The following is a 17,251-nucleotide window of genomic DNA, read 5'->3' on the forward strand; positions in this document are numbered from 1 at the left end:
GTGACATCTACCGTCTGGGAAACCTATGCGGCCGCCGCCTCGACACCATGTTCGAAGTCGTGCAGATGAAGGGAGATTTCAAAGCCCCGGCGTTTCAGCCAATGGGCAACAACACGCGCGCGGGCGCCCAGCAGATCATCCACCAGAATGACCCGTGCTCCGCGCACGGCAATGGTGCGATAGGCAACGCCGAGAAGCTGGCCGCCTTCCGAGGAAATCGAACCTTTAAGGTGGGAGGCTGCGAATTCTTCCGGTGTTCTCACATCGAGAAAATAGGTCGTTCGCGCTGTGTCCCGCAGCCATGTCTCGGCCGTGGCTCGATCGATGAACTGCAGGTCGTCTTGCCGGGAGAAGGTCTCCAGACGCACCTTCGCGATATTTTTCGCATCATTGCTGGCGGACGGATATGTTTGCGAACGCCCCGTTTCCAGCTCAAACCCGTCATCGGTCCAGCCGCGCGTGCCATCGTGCAAATAGCTGACATCGTTTTCAACACCGGCGTCGATCAATGTCTGCGCCCCGAGGATTGCGCGGGGAAGGCCCGCGCAGGAGACGACAACCCTTGTGTCGGGTGACGGCACGAGGTCGGAAAAACGCAGCAGAAGTTCGGCACCGGGTACGCCGATGGCGCCCGGCACATGCGCCTTTTCATATTCCGCTATTGTGCGGGTGTCGATGACGACAACATCCTCGCCGGCTTCCTGCCACGCCTTCAGTTCACGGGCGAAAACCACTGGCGTGTTCTTTTCGCTTCTCACCTTCTGGACGAAAGGAACGCCGGGAATATCGAATGTCGGCAAGGCGTCAAGGCCGCCCTCGATCCATGCCGGAATTCCACCGCGCAGAAAGTGAATATCGCTCCAGCCCCTGGCGGCAAGCCGCTCCGCCCCCTGCTCTGCGCTTCCCTTGCCATCATCCACCAGAACGGTTCGCACGACAGGGCGCGGAATGAAACGGTCGATTTCCGCATCCAGCCTTTCAGCCGGAAGGTTGGTCGCAAACAATGGGGAAGCATATCCCACCTCTTCTGCGGGGCGAATGTCGAGAACGGCAAGTTCCTTGCCATCTGTCAGCCACTCGATGAGGCGGTCTTTGGTTACAGCATTTACGGACATTGCATATCCTCCTGACAAATTCTGGTTTCCACATCGGGTTTCAAGCGGTCGGATCGAGCCATAGGTCGCCGAAACTCCAGTTCAGCCCCTGCGCGCCGGTGACGTAGTTCCTGACGCGCCTGTGCGCCACGATCTGGCTCCCCGCCGCCACAAGATCGACAGAGGCGACGTCGTCATGGATGAGATGCTGGAACCTGCTCCAGGTCACCCAGCGCTTCTTCGCATCGGGCTCGATGGCCGCCGCCTCCAGAAGCGCATCCGCCTCCGGATTGGCGTAGTTGGCCGCGTTGGAAAAGGGCAGTCCGATCTTGAAATTCTTGCTCCAATAGGCCCGCTGGATGCCGAGCGACGGATCGAACGTGTTGGAAAGGGATTCCACAACCAGATCAAAGGCGCGGTCCGTGTAGACCGTCTTCAGATAGGTCGGCAGGTCGTATTTGCGGATTTCGACGGCAATGCCGATCTTTTCAAGCTGGCTGCGAAGGACGTCGGCAAAGCCGGGCGTCAGATAGGAATTGTAGGTCAACCGCACGGGAAAACGTTTGCCGTCTTCCTTGCGGGGATATCCCGCCGCATCGAGCAATTTTTCCGCTTCCCTGGGACCATAGGCATGGGCCTTGACGGATGCGTCATACCAGTTCGGCAGGGCGGTGCTGACGGGGCTCGGCGATATCTGCGCATAACCGAAGAGCGCCACATTGACGATTTCATCGAGGTTGATCGCCTTCGCAATGGCCAGGCGGACATCTTTCTTGCGGAAGATTTCATTATCGTAGTTGAAGAACAGCTGCTGCTGCGGCCCCGCATAAGCATAGGTGTTCGTGTCCAGGACGAGATCAGGGTTCTGCTTCAATCGCTCAAGGTCTGCCAGCGGCACCGGGTTGTCGCCAATATCGACTTCCCCCGTCTCCAGCGCCACCGCCCGCGCGGCCGGGTCGGTGATGATGCGCAGAATGATGCGATCGAGATAAGGTTTGCCGGCATCCCAATAGACGGGGTTTCTATCGAAGATCAGATGACTGCCCGGCGTCCACTCCGTCAGCCTGAAAGGACCGGTGCCAATCGCGGTCTGCAGTGTCTGGCCATCGGCCGGCTTCAGCTTTTCGAAAATATGCTTCGGCACGATCGGCGATTCCGAACTCGATTGCGCGGCAATCAGAAACGGCGCCGGTTTGGACAGCACGATAATGGCGGTCAGGGAATCCGGCGTCTCCACCGCCTCGACGTTCTGGTAGGTAATGCGGCCGCGCGGATGGGCTTCCTTCAGACGGAAAATCGAAAAGGCAACGTCTTCCGAGGTGAAATCCTCACCGTCATGCCATTTCACATTCGGCCGGAGTTTGAACGTATAGCGCAGGTGATCATCCGAAACGGACCATTCCGTTGCCAGCAAGGGCCGCGGATTGAGGTCGAAATCGAATGTTAGAAGACCTTCAACGATCTTCGGGCCGATCGCCTGCCCCGTGCCTGACGATGTGTTGATGGCGAAAAGTGCGTTGCCGGGATCGACACGATAGAGCAGCTTGAGCGTGCCGCCGGAGACGGGCCGGCTCGCATCGCCACTTGCGGCGAATAGCGAACCCGGCAGGGCCGTTCCTGCCGTTGCCAGAAGAAGCATTTTGTTGAACTGGCGGCGTCCTATCGTCATGAAAATCCCCGTTTGAAAACGTCGTTTCGATAGTGAAAGCATCGGGGCAAAGCGGCGCGTTCTTAAGAAGAAAATTCTTCTCAACCATCAAAGAAAACATTTCTTGCAGAATTTTATTCCAATACGTATGCAGCCAGACACCAAAATTTGTGCTGAATAATTGCGCTGCCTTGGACCGCCGTTGCGTTTCTTCGCAACATGGCGAGATAAAAGGAAATCTCGACAGCATGACTCTCGGACGTCTTATGGAAATGTTGTTTCCCTGAAAAATCGCCAATGAGTAAGACATTGCTCGGCACAGGCACCGGCAAAGCATATCAAGTGAAAGGCATTTCAACCTTTCCGGCCTTCATCCGGGACTGCCCCCACTACCAACATTACGGAGCTACACACGATGACCCTGTCCAGTCCGATCACCAAACTGGAAATCCCGCAGCAACGTGTTGAGGCCCGCTACGGAACACAGTCCGATTTTTCTCCGCCTTTCTGGAATGACACGATCGACGCCTTGCTGAACCATCGCACCGCCCGCGCCTATCTGCCGAAAGCTCTGCCGGAGGGCAGCCTGGAACTTCTGGTCGCAGCCGCACAATCTGCGCCCACATCCTCCAATCTTCAGGCGTGGAGCGTGGTGGCGGTGCAGGACAAGGAGCGCAAGGCACGTCTGGCGGGCTTCACGGGCGGCAACGCCCATATAAAGGATGCACCTGTTTTCCTCATCTGGCTTATCGACCTGAAGCGGCTGCGAACGGTCGCTTCCAACCACGGCAACAGCGGAGAAGGGCTGGATTATCTGGAAAGCTTCCTGATCGGCGCCATCGATGCGGCGCTGGCCGCGCAGAACGCGGTTGCCGCAATCGATTCACTCGGTCTCGGCTCTTGCTACGTTGGCGGCATTCGCAACAGGCCGGAAGACGTATCCCGCGAACTGAACCTGCCTCCCGAGACGATTGCCGTCTTTGGCCTCACCGTGGGTTATCCAGACCCGGCCGTGAAAACCGACGTCAAACCGCGCCTGCCCCAATCATCCATCCTGTTTCATGAAACCTATTCGGAGGACGCACGGGATGATCTTGATTCCTATGACGCGGTCTTGAAGACGTTTCAGGAAAAACAGGGCCTGCCGCAAAACGGCTGGACAGCACCCATTTCCCAGCGTGTCGAGAACGCCGCCGCGCTTAAGGGCCGCGCGGAACTGAGCCAGACATTGCGCCGTCTCGGTTTCGGCATCAAATAAACTCTGTTGCCGCTGCCCGCATCGAACGCAGACGCGTCTCTGGCTCGGCGATAACGGACCGCCTGCCAGGGGCAGCGCAATCTCTCCCGAAATCGCCGATTTCGGGAACTGATTTTCTACAAAATTAGTAGATATAGAATGACCGGTCTTCCTTCAAACTGCTCGCAGGCTTTACGATCTGTCCCAGAGTGCTTTTGAACCGTGTGTTACCGCGATCCTCAATTGCAATCCGCACAGAGCGCCGAACCTATCAGCAGCCAAGCTCTCCGGGAAATCCGGAGCGCGAAAAAGACAAGACGAGAAACGACAGATGCCACGTTACGTTATCATCGGCGCCGGTGCGGTGGGCGCGAGCCTTGCAGCGCAGTTCGCACTTTCCGGCATTGACTATGCGCTTTTCGGACGGGGCGCCCAGATCAGCCATATCAGGCAGCATGGCCTCACCTTTCAGCGCCCCTCGGAGACGCGGCAGATCGATTTGAGGGTTTTCGACCTGACAGATATTCCGGAATTGACGCCGGATGATGTCCTCCTGCTCACCGTGAAAGCTCAGGATGCCGTCAGCGCGCTCGCCTTCTGGTCCTGGCAAAGCATCTCGAACACAACGACACCGGCGGCGGCAAATCTTCCGATCGTAACTTTTCAAAATGGACTGGCGACCGAAGCAAATGCCCTGAGAACATTTTCCAGGGTCTATGGCGCAAGCATTCTAACCCCGGCGCGGTTCACCGAAACCGGCAAGGTGGTGGTTGGCGGCGAGCCGCAATTGGGCATCGTGACAGTCGGGCGCTTTCCGCTCGGGCAGGATGACGTGACCGCGCAGGTCACGGCAGACCTGAACAGGGCGGGATATCTTGCCGAGCCAAGCGACGATATCCGCCGATGGAAAGCAGCAAAGCTCCTTCACAACGTTCGCAATGCTCTGGAACTGTTCGACGGTCCGGCCGATCTGAACGACAGGATCAGCGCGGCTTTGGTGGATGAGGCCCGCCATGTGCTGGAAGCGGCAGGCTACACCCTTGCCTCGCCTTCCGAGCGAAGCCTCGACATCTCGAACTGGCGGGTCGCGCCGAACAGCGGAATTCACCCGGGCCAGCAATCGACCTGGCAGAGCTTCAGGCGCGGAGCCTCGAGCGAAGTGGATTTCCTCAACGGCGAAATCGTTCTGCTGGGCCGGATTCACGGCGTTCCGACGCCCTATAACGAAGCCGTGCAAACGCTTGCCGGAAAGCTGGCACATCAGGGCGGGTTTTCAAAGCCGCTGCCGCTCGATGCGATCACGTCTCTCATCGCCGCCCCGGACCGGGCGGCGCATGCCAGTCCTGCCGTCACTTCATGACCGGCAATCCGTATCAGCACGACTTTTGAAACGACAGTGTGAAACGATAATGCGAGAAGCCATATCAGACCATATCCTCACCGCCGCTGGCACACTCTTCTATCGCGAGGGCATCCGGGCCGTCGGCATAGATCGTATCATCGAAGAAGCGAATGTGGCGAAGGCGACGCTCTATCGGCATTTCCCGTCGAAAGATCATCTCGTTGCAGCCTATCTGGAGGCGCGTCACGAGCGGGTAATCCATTCGCTCCATAAAGTGCTGGATGCAGACATGGCTCCGAAGGAGCAAATCCGGTTGATCTTCGAGCAACTCCACGAAAAGGCCGATAGCCCGGATTTTCGCGGCTGCGCCTTCGCCCTTGCGGTTGCGGAACATGGCGAATCCGAACGCGTCGTGGTCGTTGCGCGTGCCCATAAGGCGAAGGTCAGGGACGTGTTTGCCGCTGTCCTGGCAAGAGCCGGCAGCACGGTGGAGATTGCCTCTGCCCATCTGTCGCTTCTCTACGAAGGGGCATTGGCAACCGTCGCCGTCGGACGCGATCCCAAAGCAGTGCTGATTGCGCGCGACTGTGCTCTCTCCGTCTTCGACACGGCCGCCGCCTCCACCAATCAACCCAACTGAAAGCAGCAGATAATGACAAAGACGATCGATTATTTCTTCAGCATCGGCTCCCCCTGGGCCTTCATCGGTCTTGAACCGTTTGCTGTGCTGGCGAAAGAACAGGGTGCCACGATCCGCCCTCATGTCATTCCGCTGATCGAGGAGAACGGCGGCATTTATTCACGAAACCGGCCGGAGGCCAGACGCGCCTACTGGATCAGGGATCTGAAGCGCTGGGCGGCTTTGCGCGGAAAAGTGCTCAATTTCGACAATCGCGCCGCTCTCTCGGATCCCGCACCCGCCGGTCTGATGGTCGCGGCGGCGATCGAAACGGGCGATGACTGGCTCAAGCTGGCAGCTGCGCTTCAGGAGGCCTTCTGGGTTCGTGGTGAAGACATCGGCAACGCAGATGTCCGCCGGGCGATTGCGACAGCCGCAGGCTTTGATGCTGCAGCGCTCGACAAACACGGCCAGAGTGATGCGGTTGCAGCATTGCAAAAGGCCAGCTTCGAAGCCGCCAGGGAAGCCGGCGTGTTCGGCGTGCCGACCTATCGCTATCAGGATGAACTCTACTGGGGGCAGGACAGCCTTCCATTCCTCGAGCGTCATCTCAGGGGCGAAAAACTCGCCGCCTGATATCACCGCCAGATGGCGGAGACAGTCTGGCGTTCCGCCGGGCGCGCGCTTCGCCCTCGATGTTTGCAAGTCTGTCGTAGCATTCCGCTGCCAGGCTCCCACGGAATCCTCTTATGCCTGACCTGTCCTCTTCTCTCATCCAATCCCTGGGGGACCTCCTCGGGGAGCGTCTTTCAACGTCTCTGACACTGCGCGAGCAGCATGGGCGCGGCGAAGCGCATCATGCTGCCGTGTTTCCCGACGCGGTCGCTTTCGCTGAAACCACCTCCGAAGTATCCGAGATCGTGCGGCTATGCGCAGCGGAAGGGGTGCCCGTCATCGCATTCGGTGCCGGCACTTCGCTCGAGGGGCATTTGACGGCTGTCAATGGCGGGGTCTCGATCGACCTTTCGCGCATGTCGACGATAACCCGTATCAGCAGTGAAGATCTGGATTGCACGGTTGAGGCCGGCGTCACGCGGGAGCAGTTGAACACATATCTGCGAGACATGGGATTATTCTTTCCCATCGACCCTGGCGCAAACGCCTCGATTGGCGGCATGGCCGCAACCCGCGCTTCGGGCACCAATGCCGTCCGCTACGGAACGATGCGGGAAAACGTGCTCGGGCTGACCGTGGTGCTGCCGACCGGTCAGATCATCAGAACCGGCGGTCGCGCCAGAAAATCTTCCGCCGGATATGATCTGACGCGGTTATTTGTAGGCTCGGAAGGAACGCTGGGGATCATCACCGAAATAACGCTTCGTCTCTACGGAATACCGGAAACCATCTCGGCGGCGCTCTGCTCTTTCGAGAGCGTCGAACAGGCGGTGGCATCAGCCATTCAGGTCGTGCAGCTGGGCATCCCGGTCGCCCGCATGGAGCTTATGGACCGTGGCCTGATCAGGGCCGTCAACGCCTATTCCGGGCTGGAGCTGAAGATCGAGGACACGCTGGCTTTCGAGTTTCATGGCTCACCCGCCGGCGTTCAGGAACAGGTCGACATGGTATCCGCCATCGTGGAGGAACATGGCGGCAAGGATTTCGAGTGGGCCAATGCACCCGAAGAACGCAATCGTCTCTGGAAAGCGAGGCACAATGCGTTTTATGCCGTCGTGTCGCAGAGGCCAAACGCCAAAGGCTGGTCATCGGATGTCTGTGTCCCGGTCTCCCAGCTCAGCAATTGCATATTGAAGACCCGCGAACTTCTGAAGGATTGCAGCGTGCCTGCGGCTATCCTCGGCCATGTCGGCGACGGCAATTATCATGTTGTCTTTGCGGTCGATCCCGGCAATGCGGAAGAGCTCGGCGAAGTGGCGGCCATCAACAAGAAGATGGTGCAATATGCCCTCTCCGTCGGCGGCACCTCGACCGGCGAACATGGCGTCGGCACCGGGAAAATCGCTTATCTGCGCGAGGAACATGGCGACGCGGTTGATCTGATGGCGCTCATCAAACATGCGGTCGACCCTGCCGGCATCATGAATCCGGGGAAAATCCTGCCGAAATAGAATTGCCACGTTGCAATCCATGATCGTGAGGCCATGCGATGAATCCCTTCAAGACTCATAGTTCCCACTGGGGTGCATTCTCCGGACGCTTTGCAAATGGGCGACTGGAGATAGAGCCCCACCCCGGTGACCCGCATCCATCACCGCTTCTGGGCAATCTTCCAGCGATTGCCGACAGCCCCGTTCGCATCAGACGGCCTGCCGTCCGGCGGGGCTGGCTTGAACGCGAGACCGGCCACGCGCAGCGACGCGGCGCTGACGATTACGTCGAGGTCAGCTGGGCCGAAGCGACGAAGCTGGTCGCGGATGAGCTGAAACGGGTCTATGACGATCATGGCCCGAGCGCGGTGTTCGGCGGCTCCTATGGCTGGTCGAGTGCCGGCCGGTTTCATCACGCACAAAGCCAGATTCACCGCTTTTTGAACGTCCTTGGCGGATATGTCCGGTCCGTCAACACGTATAGTTCCGGCGCTGCCATGGTCATAATCCCCCATGTGCTTGGACCGTATGACAGCTTCGACCGCAAGAGCGTGACTTGGGACGCGATCGAACGCAGCAGCGAGCTGGTGCTCGCCTTCGGTGGGATGGCGATCAAGAATGCCGATGTCCACGGTGGAGGGATCAGCACACATTCCGTCCGGCAGAAACTGGCCGGCGCGAGCGCTCGCGGTGCGCATTTCACATTCATCAGTCCGTTGGCAGACGATTTTCCGGGTGATTTGAATGCCGAGTGGCTTCCCATTATTCCCGGTACGGACGTGGCGATGATGCTCGGGCTTGCTCATGTCCTCGTCACGGAAGGACTGCACGACCGGGCGTTTCTGGAGCGTTACACGGCTGGATATGACCGGTTCGAGAACTATCTTCTTGGCAGGGAGGACGGCCAGCATAAAAGCCCCGAATGGGCGGCCGCGATCTGCAACATCGACCCGGAGACGATCCGCAAGCTGGCGCAAAAGATGGCCAGTTCCAGAACCCTGATCACGGTCAGCCATTCGCTGCAGCGGGCCGATTATGGCGAACAGCCGGTGTGGATGGGTATTGTCCTTGCCGCCATGCTTGGCCAGATCGGACTGGACGGCGGCGGATTTTCCTATTCCCTTGGCGCATTGGGCAATATCGGCAAGAACCTTCTCGCCGTTCCCTTGCCAACGCTGCAGCAATTCAAAAATCCCGTGCCGGACTATATTCCCTGTGCGCGCATCGCCGATATGCTGCTTAATCCCGGCACCGAGTTTCATTACAACGGAAACGCACTCCGCTATCCCGATATCCGGCTTGTCTATTGGGCGGGTGGCAATCCGTTTCACCATCATCAGGATATCAACCGGTTGCGGGCCGCTTTCCGGCGTCCCGAAACGATCATCGTCCACGAGTCGGCCTGGACCTCGACCGCGCGACATGCCGATATCGTGCTGCCCGCCACGACCACGCTTGAGCGTGACGACATCGGCGCCGCCGATCGCGATCCCCTGATGATCGCCATGAAGCGCCTGATCGCCCCTGTCGGCGAAGCGCGCGACGATTATGAGATATTCGCCGGGATTGCGCGCGAACTTGGCAGGTTCGATGCCTTTACCGAAAACCGCAACAGCAGAGAATGGCTCGCCTTCCTGTACGAAACAACCCGTCAGGCGCTTGCGGCGGGCGGCCACGACGCGCCCGATTTTGAAACCTTCTGGGAGCGGGGGGAACTGCTTCTTCCGGCTAAACCCGACGACGGTGGCCCGGCGCGCGCTTTCCTTGAGGGTCCCGGGACGAAGCCGCTGCCGACACCTTCAGGAAAGATCGAGATCTATTCCGAAACGGTCGAGGGTTTCGGTTATGAGGACTGCAAAGGTCATCCGCGCTGGTATCCCCCAAGAATGGAGACGCCCGATGACGCCCGCCTGCATCCCCTGCACCTCGTCTGCAATCAGCCATATCAACGTCTGCACAGCCAGCTGGACTATGGCGATTTCAGCCGTTCGACCAAGATCAGGGATCGGGAGCCTGTCCGCATCCATCCGGCCGATGCCGCGGCCCGCGGAATATCTGACGGCGACGTCGTCAGGCTTTTTAATGCGCGCGGCAGCTGCCTCGCTGGCGCCATCGTCAGTGAGGACGTCATGCCGGGGGTGATGCAGCTTGCCACCGGCGCATGGTTCGAGCCGCAGGATTCCGCTGACGACAATGCCATCTGCATCCATGGCAACCCGAATATCCTGACCCGCGACATCGGCACTTCGAAACTGTCTCAGGGTTCGACCGGCCAGATCGCCAGGGTGGAGATTGAGCTTTTTACCGGTGATTTGCCGCCGGTCAGGATTTTCGAAGCCATGACATTTGCCCTGCGTGACACGGCATCTTCGGCGCCGGGCCATCCTCAATCACCGGCGCGAGACGGCAATTTAAGGGCGCCTGAAACACCAATCCAAACTGTCGGCAAAATGGCGATAAAATAATTCACTAAATCGATAGAAAAAGAACAACCAGTCTTTCTCCCTCACGCCTGACTGCTAGGTTATGGGCAGGATGAACACCGCAACGAGGGACCGCGTCATGACTGGAATATGTAGAAGCGGGCGCGCTCCTCAGCCAAGCAGGCTTCCAGAAGCCGCTCGCTAACCCCGCGACGCCCAACCCGATCATCAATGAACTCCAGCATTCTCCCGCCCGGCTGAAAAGCCGGTGCGGCAACGGTTTGACGTGCGTTGTACCGATGGCAGCAGCAGTAGTCCGTCCGCAGGAGATGCAGAAATTGCAACGAAAAAAACTTTGAATTTATCAGGATCATACCATGACAAAACGTTCTTTCTCATTCTCCCTGTCGCGTCGCCGGCTGCTTTTCACAGCCTCCTTGGCGGTCTCGGCCTCGCTGTTTTTATCGACAGTGGCACCTCTGAGCGCACTGGCGGCAGATACGCCGCGCGATGGCGGTGACATCACGTTTCTGATCGATTCACTGGGCGACACATGGATCCCCAACAACAGCGCCATCTCCAGTTTCCAGGGCCACATCTGGGGTCATGTTACGGATAAGCTGCTTTACGTCGATGCCGAAGGCAAGGTCAGCCCCTGGCTTGCCGAACGCTGGGAGCAGAACGACACCGCAACGGAATTCACCCTGCACCTCAAAAGCGGCGTGACTTTCTCCGACGGCGAACCGCTTGATGCGAAGGCCGTCGTCGCCAATCTCGACATCTGGTATGCCGGCCGCAAGAACGAGGGGATCAACCCGATCGGCCTTTTCCCCAAGACCTATGATCGCGCGGAAGCGGTCGATGCCACGACGGTCAAGGTGTTCTTCAAGAAGCCGACGCTCGGTTTCATTCCGACCCTTGGCTATCACGGTTCCATCCTGGTCTCCCCCAAAAGCATCGCCCAGCCAGCCAGCCAGCAGGCAGACCTCAGCAAGACCGCCGGTAGCGGACCTTATGTGGTGGAGTCCTGGAAAGAGGGCGACCATGTCACTCTCGTCAAGCGCAAGGACTATAATTGGGGGCCCGCCGCAGTCGGCCATACCGGACCCGCCTATCTCGATACCATCACCTACAAGCTGGTGTCGGAACCATCCCTTCGCGTCGCTTCGGTTCAGTCCGGTCAGGCGGACGTCGCCTATAACGCCTCGCCCCAGGAACTGAAATCGCTAAAGGAAGAAGGCTTTACCGTCGCGACGCCGCGTTATCTCGGCTTCGTCAACGGCTGGGCGGTCAACACCAAGCTTCAACCCTATGATGATGCGAAGGTGCGTCAGGCACTCCAGGCAGGCATCAATCGCCAGGAAATCATCGACACCGTCTATACGCAGGACTGGAAGCTTGCGACGTCGTTCATCCAGAGCAACGTCCCCGGCGCGACCGATCATAGCGATCTCCTCGCCTACAATCCGGACAGGGCGGAGAAGCTTCTGGACGAAGCCGGATGGGCCAAGGGCGCGGACGGCGTTCGGGTGAAAGACGGCAAGCCGCTGGAATTGACGATCCATTCCAATCCCTATCTGGCAACTTCGAAATCCGTCGATGAACTGATTGCCCAGCAGCTTGGCAGGCTCGGATGGAAGGTTAACATCAGGGCTTATGATGTCGTGACCTATGGCGAGAAGGTCAAATTCGGCGGCGCCGCAGTTCCCGCATATGAAGTCACGCGCAGCTTCATCGATGCCGGCACGGTCGCCAGCATCCTGACCAACGCCAACAATGGCGAGAACTGGTTCGCGCTGGATGAGCGTGATGCAAAGCTCAACGACCTGCGTGACAAAATCGCCGGCGCGGGTTCGGTCGAGGAACGAAAGCCTCTTCTGGACGGCCTGCAAAAATACGTGCTGGAACAGGGCTATTTCATACCACGCACCCAAATCGTCCAGCGCATTTACGTGCAATCGCCGAAGCTGAAGGGCGAAGTCTATAACGGCGTCGCTTACGCCAGCTACTACACAGCGTTCATTGCCGAATGAGGCCAGCGCCCACCAAGTAACGTCAAGGAGGTGACGGCATGAGCAATGCCTACCTAACCTACGCCGCAAAGCGGCTCGGCCAGGCGATCGTCGTCATCCTTCTGGCCTATGTCTTCACCTTCGTGGTCGTCAGCGTCCTGCCTGGCGACCCGATCACCAGCGTTCTGCGCAACCCGCAGAACGGTTTCACCGAGCAGGAAATCGCCGAAATCATTGCTGCACAGGGGCTGGACAGGCCGATCATCGTGCAGCTCTGGCACTCCCTGTCGGCCTTCCTGACGGGCGATCTCGGCATCTCCATGCGCTCCAATCGACCCGTTTCGACCCTGATCGCCGAGGTGCTGCCATCGACGCTGGTTCTGGCCTCCGCCGGACTCACGGTTGCGTTGATCCTCGCATTCGCCGTTGCCTATGGCACACAGGTCGTGCCGAAACGGTATGGGCAAGGGCTGCTGCGGGCCTTCCCTTCGCTGTTCCTGTCGACACCCAATTTCGTCATCGGCCTGTTTCTGATCCACCTTTTCGGTTTTCAGCTCCGGCTGTTCCGGGTCATCGAACCCGACAGCTTCTGGGCAACGCTGTTTGCGGCGATCACCATCGGCATACCGTTTTCCGCGCAGATCGCGGAAGTGCTGATCGCCAATCTCGATCATGAAGCGGAACAGGATTACGCGGCGGTTGCCCGCAGCCGCGGCATCGGGCCGAAACGGCTTTTCACTACACATCTGCTCAAGCCCGCTTCGCTACCGGTGGTGACCGTTATCGCCCTTACCGTGGGCGAGCTTCTGGGCAACTCGCTGATCACGGAAACCGTGTTCGGCCGTACCGGTATCGGCAGTCTCGTCCAGCGTTCCGTCAGCACGCAGGACCTGCCCGTCCTGCAGGCCATCGTCTCGCTTGGAGCCGTGGTGTTCGTCGTCGTCAACCTCATCGCCGATCTTCTCTATCCGCTGCTCGATCCACGGGTGAAAATTATCGTTGGCCGGAAACGTCGTCTGGCAACCATCGACGACACGCCGCTTGGCCTTGAAACGGGGGCCAAACCATGAGCCTTATCTCCAGCCCGGTTTCCGGCAGCAACCCGTTCGAGAAGCTGAGAGCTCTCAACATTACTTCAACGGTTGCCATTTCCCTCCTCGTCATCGCAATCGTCGTCGCCTGGTCGATTGCGCCGCAACTGTTCACCAGCCAGAGCCCGATCAACGGTGTCCCGGCCGACAAGCTTCTTGCGCCCAGTTTTGCGCACTGGTTCGGCACCGATCATCTCGGGCGCGATCTCTATACACGGGTCGTTTATGGCACGGCTTCATCCGTATCGAGCGCTTTGGTCGCTGTCGTCATCGGCGTCTTCATCGGTGGTGTGGTCGGTTTGCTCGCCGGATTTTTCGGCGGCTGGGTGGATATCGTCTTTGCGCGTTTTGTCGACGTGCTGCTCTCCATCCCGAAGTTCCTGCTCGCGGTCATCATCGTCACGGCCATCGGCTTCGAAACGATCAATGCGGCGATTGCGACAGGCATATCGGCCATCGCCTTCTTCGCCCGCGTGGCGCGCTCCGAGGTTATCAAGACACGTCAGGCGACCTTCGTGGAGGCATCTTTTCTCTCGGGTGGCTCGCGCGGCTACATCGTTCTCAGACACGTCCTTCCAAACGCATCCCGCTCGATGCTGCCGCTTGCCGTGCTGCAATTCGGCGAGTCCATTCTGGTGATCGCCAGCCTCGCCTTCCTCGGCTACGGCGACCCTCCGCCTTCTTCCGACTGGGGCCTGCTGATTTCAATCGGCAAGGACTACCTCAAATGGCCCTGGCTCGTTTATGCGCCCGCGTTCGTTACGATCGTGACCGTCCTCTCTGTCAACAGGATCAGCCGATGGCTTCGCAAATCGCACTGAAAACAGCGCCAATCCTTCCCGAGTTCGTGGCAGCGTCTCCACAACACGCGATACCCCTTCTCAAGGTCGAAAATCTTGCCGTGTCCTACGGACGGCAGGAGGTCGTCCATAATGTCGGCTTCGAAATCGGACGTGGCGAAAGCCTTGCCCTCATCGGAGAATCCGGTTCTGGAAAATCGACCATCGCGAAAGCCGTGCTGAGGCTTCTCCCCACCGGTGCAAACGCCACGGGCCAGGTCGTTTTCGACAGGCAGAATATTCTCGCATTGCCGGAACGCCGCTTCAGGCCGTTTCGCGGCCGTGAAATCGGCTTCGTACCGCAGGATCCCGGCAACTCTCTCAATCCTGTGAGAACAATCGGCTCCCAGGCGCTGGAAGCGGCAGCGCTGATGGAAGAGACCAATCCAGCGATCCGCAGGACACTTATTCTCGAAACCTTCGCCAAGGTGGGTCTCGACAATCCGCAACGGGTTTACGATTCCTATCCGCATCAGTTGTCCGGAGGGATGCTGCAGCGCGTGCTGATCGCTCTGGCAATATTGCCGCGCCCTGCACTGCTGGTGGCGGACGAACCGACCTCGGCACTCGACGTAACGATCCAGAAGCGCATCCTCGATCTCCTCTCCCGTCTTCGGGATGAGCTGAACATCAGCCTCCTTCTCATTACCCACGATCTCGCAATAGCGGCCGAAAGGGCGGATAATCTCGTCGTGCTGAAGAACGGCGTCGTGCAGGAGAAAGGCAGGACGTCCGCGGTTTTTTCCTCCCCTTCCTCACCCTATGCCAAAAAACTCCATGGCGACGTCCCTGCGCTCAACCCGGAGCGCTATGCCAAATTCCGCGATCCGGGGTTCAGCCTCCTTGATGGCGACAAGTCGCCAAAGATCGCCGTCAGCGGCGTCACCAAACGCTTCACTGTCGATGGCAAAACCCTGACTGCGGTGGACGATATTTCGTTTACGGTTCCGGCGGGCACGACTCATGCCCTCGTCGGCGAATCCGGCTCCGGCAAGACGACGACGATCCGCCTGCTGCTGGGGCTCGAAGAGCCGGAAAGCGGCACGATTACGGTTGCCGACGAGACCGTCACGAACAAAAACCGCGCTTCGCTGCGGTCCGTATGGCGGCATCTTCAACTGGTTTACCAGAACCCGTTTACGTCCCTCGACCCGACGTGGAAGGTGGGGCAGCTTGTTCGTGAACCACTCGACCGCTTCGAGATCGGGACGCCGAAAGAGCGATCCGAACGCGTACAGGAAGCTCTCGCGAATGTCGGCTTGAGCGAGCACCTCCTGGAGCGCAAACCGTCGGCCCTGTCCGGCGGGCAGCGTCAGCGTGTGGCAATCGCCCGTTCGCTGGTCCTCAAGCCTGATGTGATCGTGCTGGACGAACCCACATCCGCACTCGATGTCAGCGTTCAGGCGGATATCGTCGAGGTTCTGCTGTCGCTACAGGCGAAGCTCGGCCTGACCTATGTTTTCGTTTCGCACGACCTCGCCCTCGTCCGGCAACTTGCGCACAGCGTTTCGGTGATGCAGCGGGGACGCATTGTCGAACATGGAGCCGTCACCGAGATATTCGCCAATCCGAGACACGAATATACCGCGTCGCTGCTGAACTCCATCCCGTCGGGCATTGCCGGAACGGTTCGCGCTCCCGCTGTCCAGCGCGCTCTGCGGAAGGAGCAACTCGCATGAATATTGCAGCAGCTTCCCGCGACCTTCCCGCGTTGTTTCGACCGAAACAGCGGCTGGGTTTCAATACGCGCGTGTCGTTCAACGACGATGACGGTCCGGCACAGGGGCTGCGACAGGGCATAGAACTGTTCAGGCAGGCGGAAAGGCTGGGTTATCAGTCAGGCTGGGCCTATCAGCGTCACTTCGACCACTATCTTTCTTCCCCGTTACCCTTCTTTGCGGCAGTCGGCCAGCATACGCGGCACATCACGCTTGGTTCCGCCGTCATCCCGATGCGTTATCAGGACCCCATCCTCCTGGCTGAGGCGGCGGGAACAACCGACCTCTTGATCGACGGTCGGCTTGAACTTGCCATTTCGACCGGGACCAACGGCGCGTTCGATGCCGTTTTCGGAACCGTCGATACCGATGCCCGCACAGAGGCAAAGCGACGCCAGTCGCGTTTCCTCGCCGCCATTGCCGGTGATGTTTTGCACACTGTTACCGAGCGGGACATTGGTGCACCTCCGGGAGCCGAGTTGCGGGTGACCCCTCATAGCCCAACCTTGCGCAGCCGTATCCGACAAGGCTCCGCCAGCCTCGATTCAGCAATACAGGCCGCCGAACTTGGGATTGGCCTGATTTCCGGGACCGTCCTTCACGATCAGGCAGAAGGCGAGACTTTCGGTCAATATCAGGCGCGGATCATTGATGCCTATCGCACCCACTGGCTCCGCATCTGGAAGACGATGCCACCCCCGGTCGCTGTTGCCGCTTCCATTCTCGTTGGCACCACCCCGGAACTGCGTGAGAAATACGCGGCTTACGACCTTGAGCGTCGCACGGTGGGAATTGCCGCCTCACGCCCGAAGGGTGCGCTGGCCCCTGCCGGCCCGCCTGTTGGCGCGCAGATTTCCCCGGTCTTTCAAGGTACACCGGAAGAAGTCATAGAGGCGGTTTTGAGCGATCCGGGACTGGCGGCCGCAGATGAGCTCGTTCTTTTTTTGCCTCCCGCTTTCGGACTGTCCGAAAACATAAGATTGCTCACCGATCTTGCGACGACAGTTGCTCCATCTCTGGGGTGGAAACCTGCTCCCGATCACGAAGGGACGGAACGGGCGGCAATCTAAGGTTCTAGACCGTCGGGATAGTCAGGCAATATTTTCTACATATTCCATAGAAA

Annotated in this window: 13 protein-coding genes; 11 read left to right on the plus strand and 2 right to left on the minus strand. The window is 59.0% G+C overall.

The genetic code is table 11. The features are described 5' to 3' along the window. Positions 1-23: 23 nt before the first annotated feature. Both DA915_RS20090 and DA915_RS20095 read right to left on the minus strand, forming a co-directional pair. Positions 24-1,115: a rhodanese-like domain-containing protein gene (locus DA915_RS20090; RefSeq protein WP_107677067.1), complete on the minus strand. Its 1,092-nt coding sequence runs from the start codon at positions 1,113-1,115 to the stop codon at positions 24-26. 40 nt (positions 1,116-1,155) lie between these two features. Next, complete coding sequence (locus tag DA915_RS20095; protein WP_107677068.1) at positions 1,156-2,763, minus strand: ABC transporter substrate-binding protein; 1,608 nt, start codon at positions 2,761-2,763, stop codon at positions 1,156-1,158. A gap of 394 nt (positions 2,764-3,157) precedes the next feature. Here DA915_RS20095 and DA915_RS20100 point away from each other — a divergent pair, with 394 nt between their 5' ends. From DA915_RS20100 to DA915_RS20155, 11 genes are all read left to right on the plus strand, one after another. Continuing rightward, positions 3,158-4,000 carry an NADPH-dependent oxidoreductase gene (locus tag DA915_RS20100; RefSeq protein ID WP_107677069.1) on the plus strand — a complete coding sequence of 281 codons (843 nt, stop codon included), beginning with the start codon at positions 3,158-3,160 and terminating at the stop codon, positions 3,998-4,000. Between the two features lie 310 nt (positions 4,001-4,310). Then, positions 4,311-5,339, plus strand: a complete 1,029-nt coding sequence (locus DA915_RS20105) for a ketopantoate reductase family protein (protein WP_003504255.1) — start codon at positions 4,311-4,313, stop codon at positions 5,337-5,339. A gap of 49 nt (positions 5,340-5,388) precedes the next feature. Beyond that, complete coding sequence (locus tag DA915_RS20110; protein WP_003504253.1) at positions 5,389-5,961, plus strand: TetR/AcrR family transcriptional regulator; 573 nt, start codon at positions 5,389-5,391, stop codon at positions 5,959-5,961. A gap of 12 nt (positions 5,962-5,973) precedes the next feature. Next, positions 5,974-6,576, plus strand: coding sequence for a 2-hydroxychromene-2-carboxylate isomerase (locus tag DA915_RS20115; protein ID WP_087745312.1), 603 nt, complete (start codon positions 5,974-5,976; stop codon positions 6,574-6,576). A 113-nt stretch (positions 6,577-6,689) separates the two neighbouring features. Continuing rightward, positions 6,690-8,066 carry an FAD-binding oxidoreductase gene (locus DA915_RS20120; protein WP_107677070.1) on the plus strand — a complete coding sequence of 459 codons (1,377 nt, stop codon included), beginning with the start codon at positions 6,690-6,692 and terminating at the stop codon, positions 8,064-8,066. Positions 8,067-8,104: 38 nt separating this feature from the next. Further along, a complete protein-coding gene (locus tag DA915_RS20125) occupies positions 8,105-10,510 on the plus strand; it encodes a molybdopterin guanine dinucleotide-containing S/N-oxide reductase (protein ID WP_107677071.1) in 2,406 nt (801 codons plus the stop codon). 335 nt (positions 10,511-10,845) lie between these two features. Then, positions 10,846-12,501, plus strand: a complete 1,656-nt coding sequence (locus DA915_RS20135; RefSeq protein WP_107677072.1) for an ABC transporter substrate-binding protein — start codon at positions 10,846-10,848, stop codon at positions 12,499-12,501. A 38-nt stretch (positions 12,502-12,539) separates the two neighbouring features. Continuing rightward, positions 12,540-13,550, plus strand: a complete 1,011-nt coding sequence (locus DA915_RS20140; protein ID WP_080843170.1) for an ABC transporter permease — start codon at positions 12,540-12,542, stop codon at positions 13,548-13,550. Then, positions 13,547-14,392 (plus strand): ABC transporter permease, encoded by an 846-nt coding sequence (locus tag DA915_RS20145; RefSeq protein WP_107677073.1) that lies wholly within the window; start codon positions 13,547-13,549, stop codon positions 14,390-14,392. Before DA915_RS20140 ends, DA915_RS20145 begins: the two co-directional genes overlap by 4 nt. Beyond that, positions 14,371-16,089, plus strand: a complete 1,719-nt coding sequence (locus DA915_RS20150; RefSeq protein ID WP_107677074.1) for an ABC transporter ATP-binding protein — start codon at positions 14,371-14,373, stop codon at positions 16,087-16,089. Before DA915_RS20145 ends, DA915_RS20150 begins: the two co-directional genes overlap by 22 nt. Beyond that, complete coding sequence (locus tag DA915_RS20155) at positions 16,086-17,198, plus strand: LLM class flavin-dependent oxidoreductase (RefSeq protein ID WP_107677075.1); 1,113 nt, start codon at positions 16,086-16,088, stop codon at positions 17,196-17,198. Before DA915_RS20150 ends, DA915_RS20155 begins: the two co-directional genes overlap by 4 nt. Positions 17,199-17,251 lie beyond the last annotated feature (53 nt).

Origin of the sequence: Agrobacterium sp. LAD9, assembly GCF_003031125.1 — a bacterium.
Lineage (GTDB): Bacteria > Pseudomonadota > Alphaproteobacteria > Rhizobiales > Rhizobiaceae > Agrobacterium > Agrobacterium radiobacter.

Coding starts and splice junctions, on each gene's coding strand:
- DA915_RS20090 (WP_107677067.1), bottom strand. CDS start 1,115: ATGTCCGTAAATGCTGTAACCAAAGACCGCCTCATCGAGTGGCTGACA.
- DA915_RS20095 (WP_107677068.1), bottom strand. CDS start 2,763: ATGACGATAGGACGCCGCCAGTTCAACAAAATGCTTCTTCTGGCAACG.
- DA915_RS20100 (WP_107677069.1), top strand. CDS start 3,158: ATGACCCTGTCCAGTCCGATCACCAAACTGGAAATCCCGCAGCAACGT.
- DA915_RS20105 (WP_003504255.1), top strand. CDS start 4,311: ATGCCACGTTACGTTATCATCGGCGCCGGTGCGGTGGGCGCGAGCCTT.
- DA915_RS20110 (WP_003504253.1), top strand. CDS start 5,389: ATGCGAGAAGCCATATCAGACCATATCCTCACCGCCGCTGGCACACTC.
- DA915_RS20115 (WP_087745312.1), top strand. CDS start 5,974: ATGACAAAGACGATCGATTATTTCTTCAGCATCGGCTCCCCCTGGGCC.
- DA915_RS20120 (WP_107677070.1), top strand. CDS start 6,690: ATGCCTGACCTGTCCTCTTCTCTCATCCAATCCCTGGGGGACCTCCTC.
- DA915_RS20125 (WP_107677071.1), top strand. CDS start 8,105: ATGAATCCCTTCAAGACTCATAGTTCCCACTGGGGTGCATTCTCCGGA.
- DA915_RS20135 (WP_107677072.1), top strand. CDS start 10,846: ATGACAAAACGTTCTTTCTCATTCTCCCTGTCGCGTCGCCGGCTGCTT.
- DA915_RS20140 (WP_080843170.1), top strand. CDS start 12,540: ATGAGCAATGCCTACCTAACCTACGCCGCAAAGCGGCTCGGCCAGGCG.
- DA915_RS20145 (WP_107677073.1), top strand. CDS start 13,547: ATGAGCCTTATCTCCAGCCCGGTTTCCGGCAGCAACCCGTTCGAGAAG.
- DA915_RS20150 (WP_107677074.1), top strand. CDS start 14,371: ATGGCTTCGCAAATCGCACTGAAAACAGCGCCAATCCTTCCCGAGTTC.
- DA915_RS20155 (WP_107677075.1), top strand. CDS start 16,086: ATGAATATTGCAGCAGCTTCCCGCGACCTTCCCGCGTTGTTTCGACCG.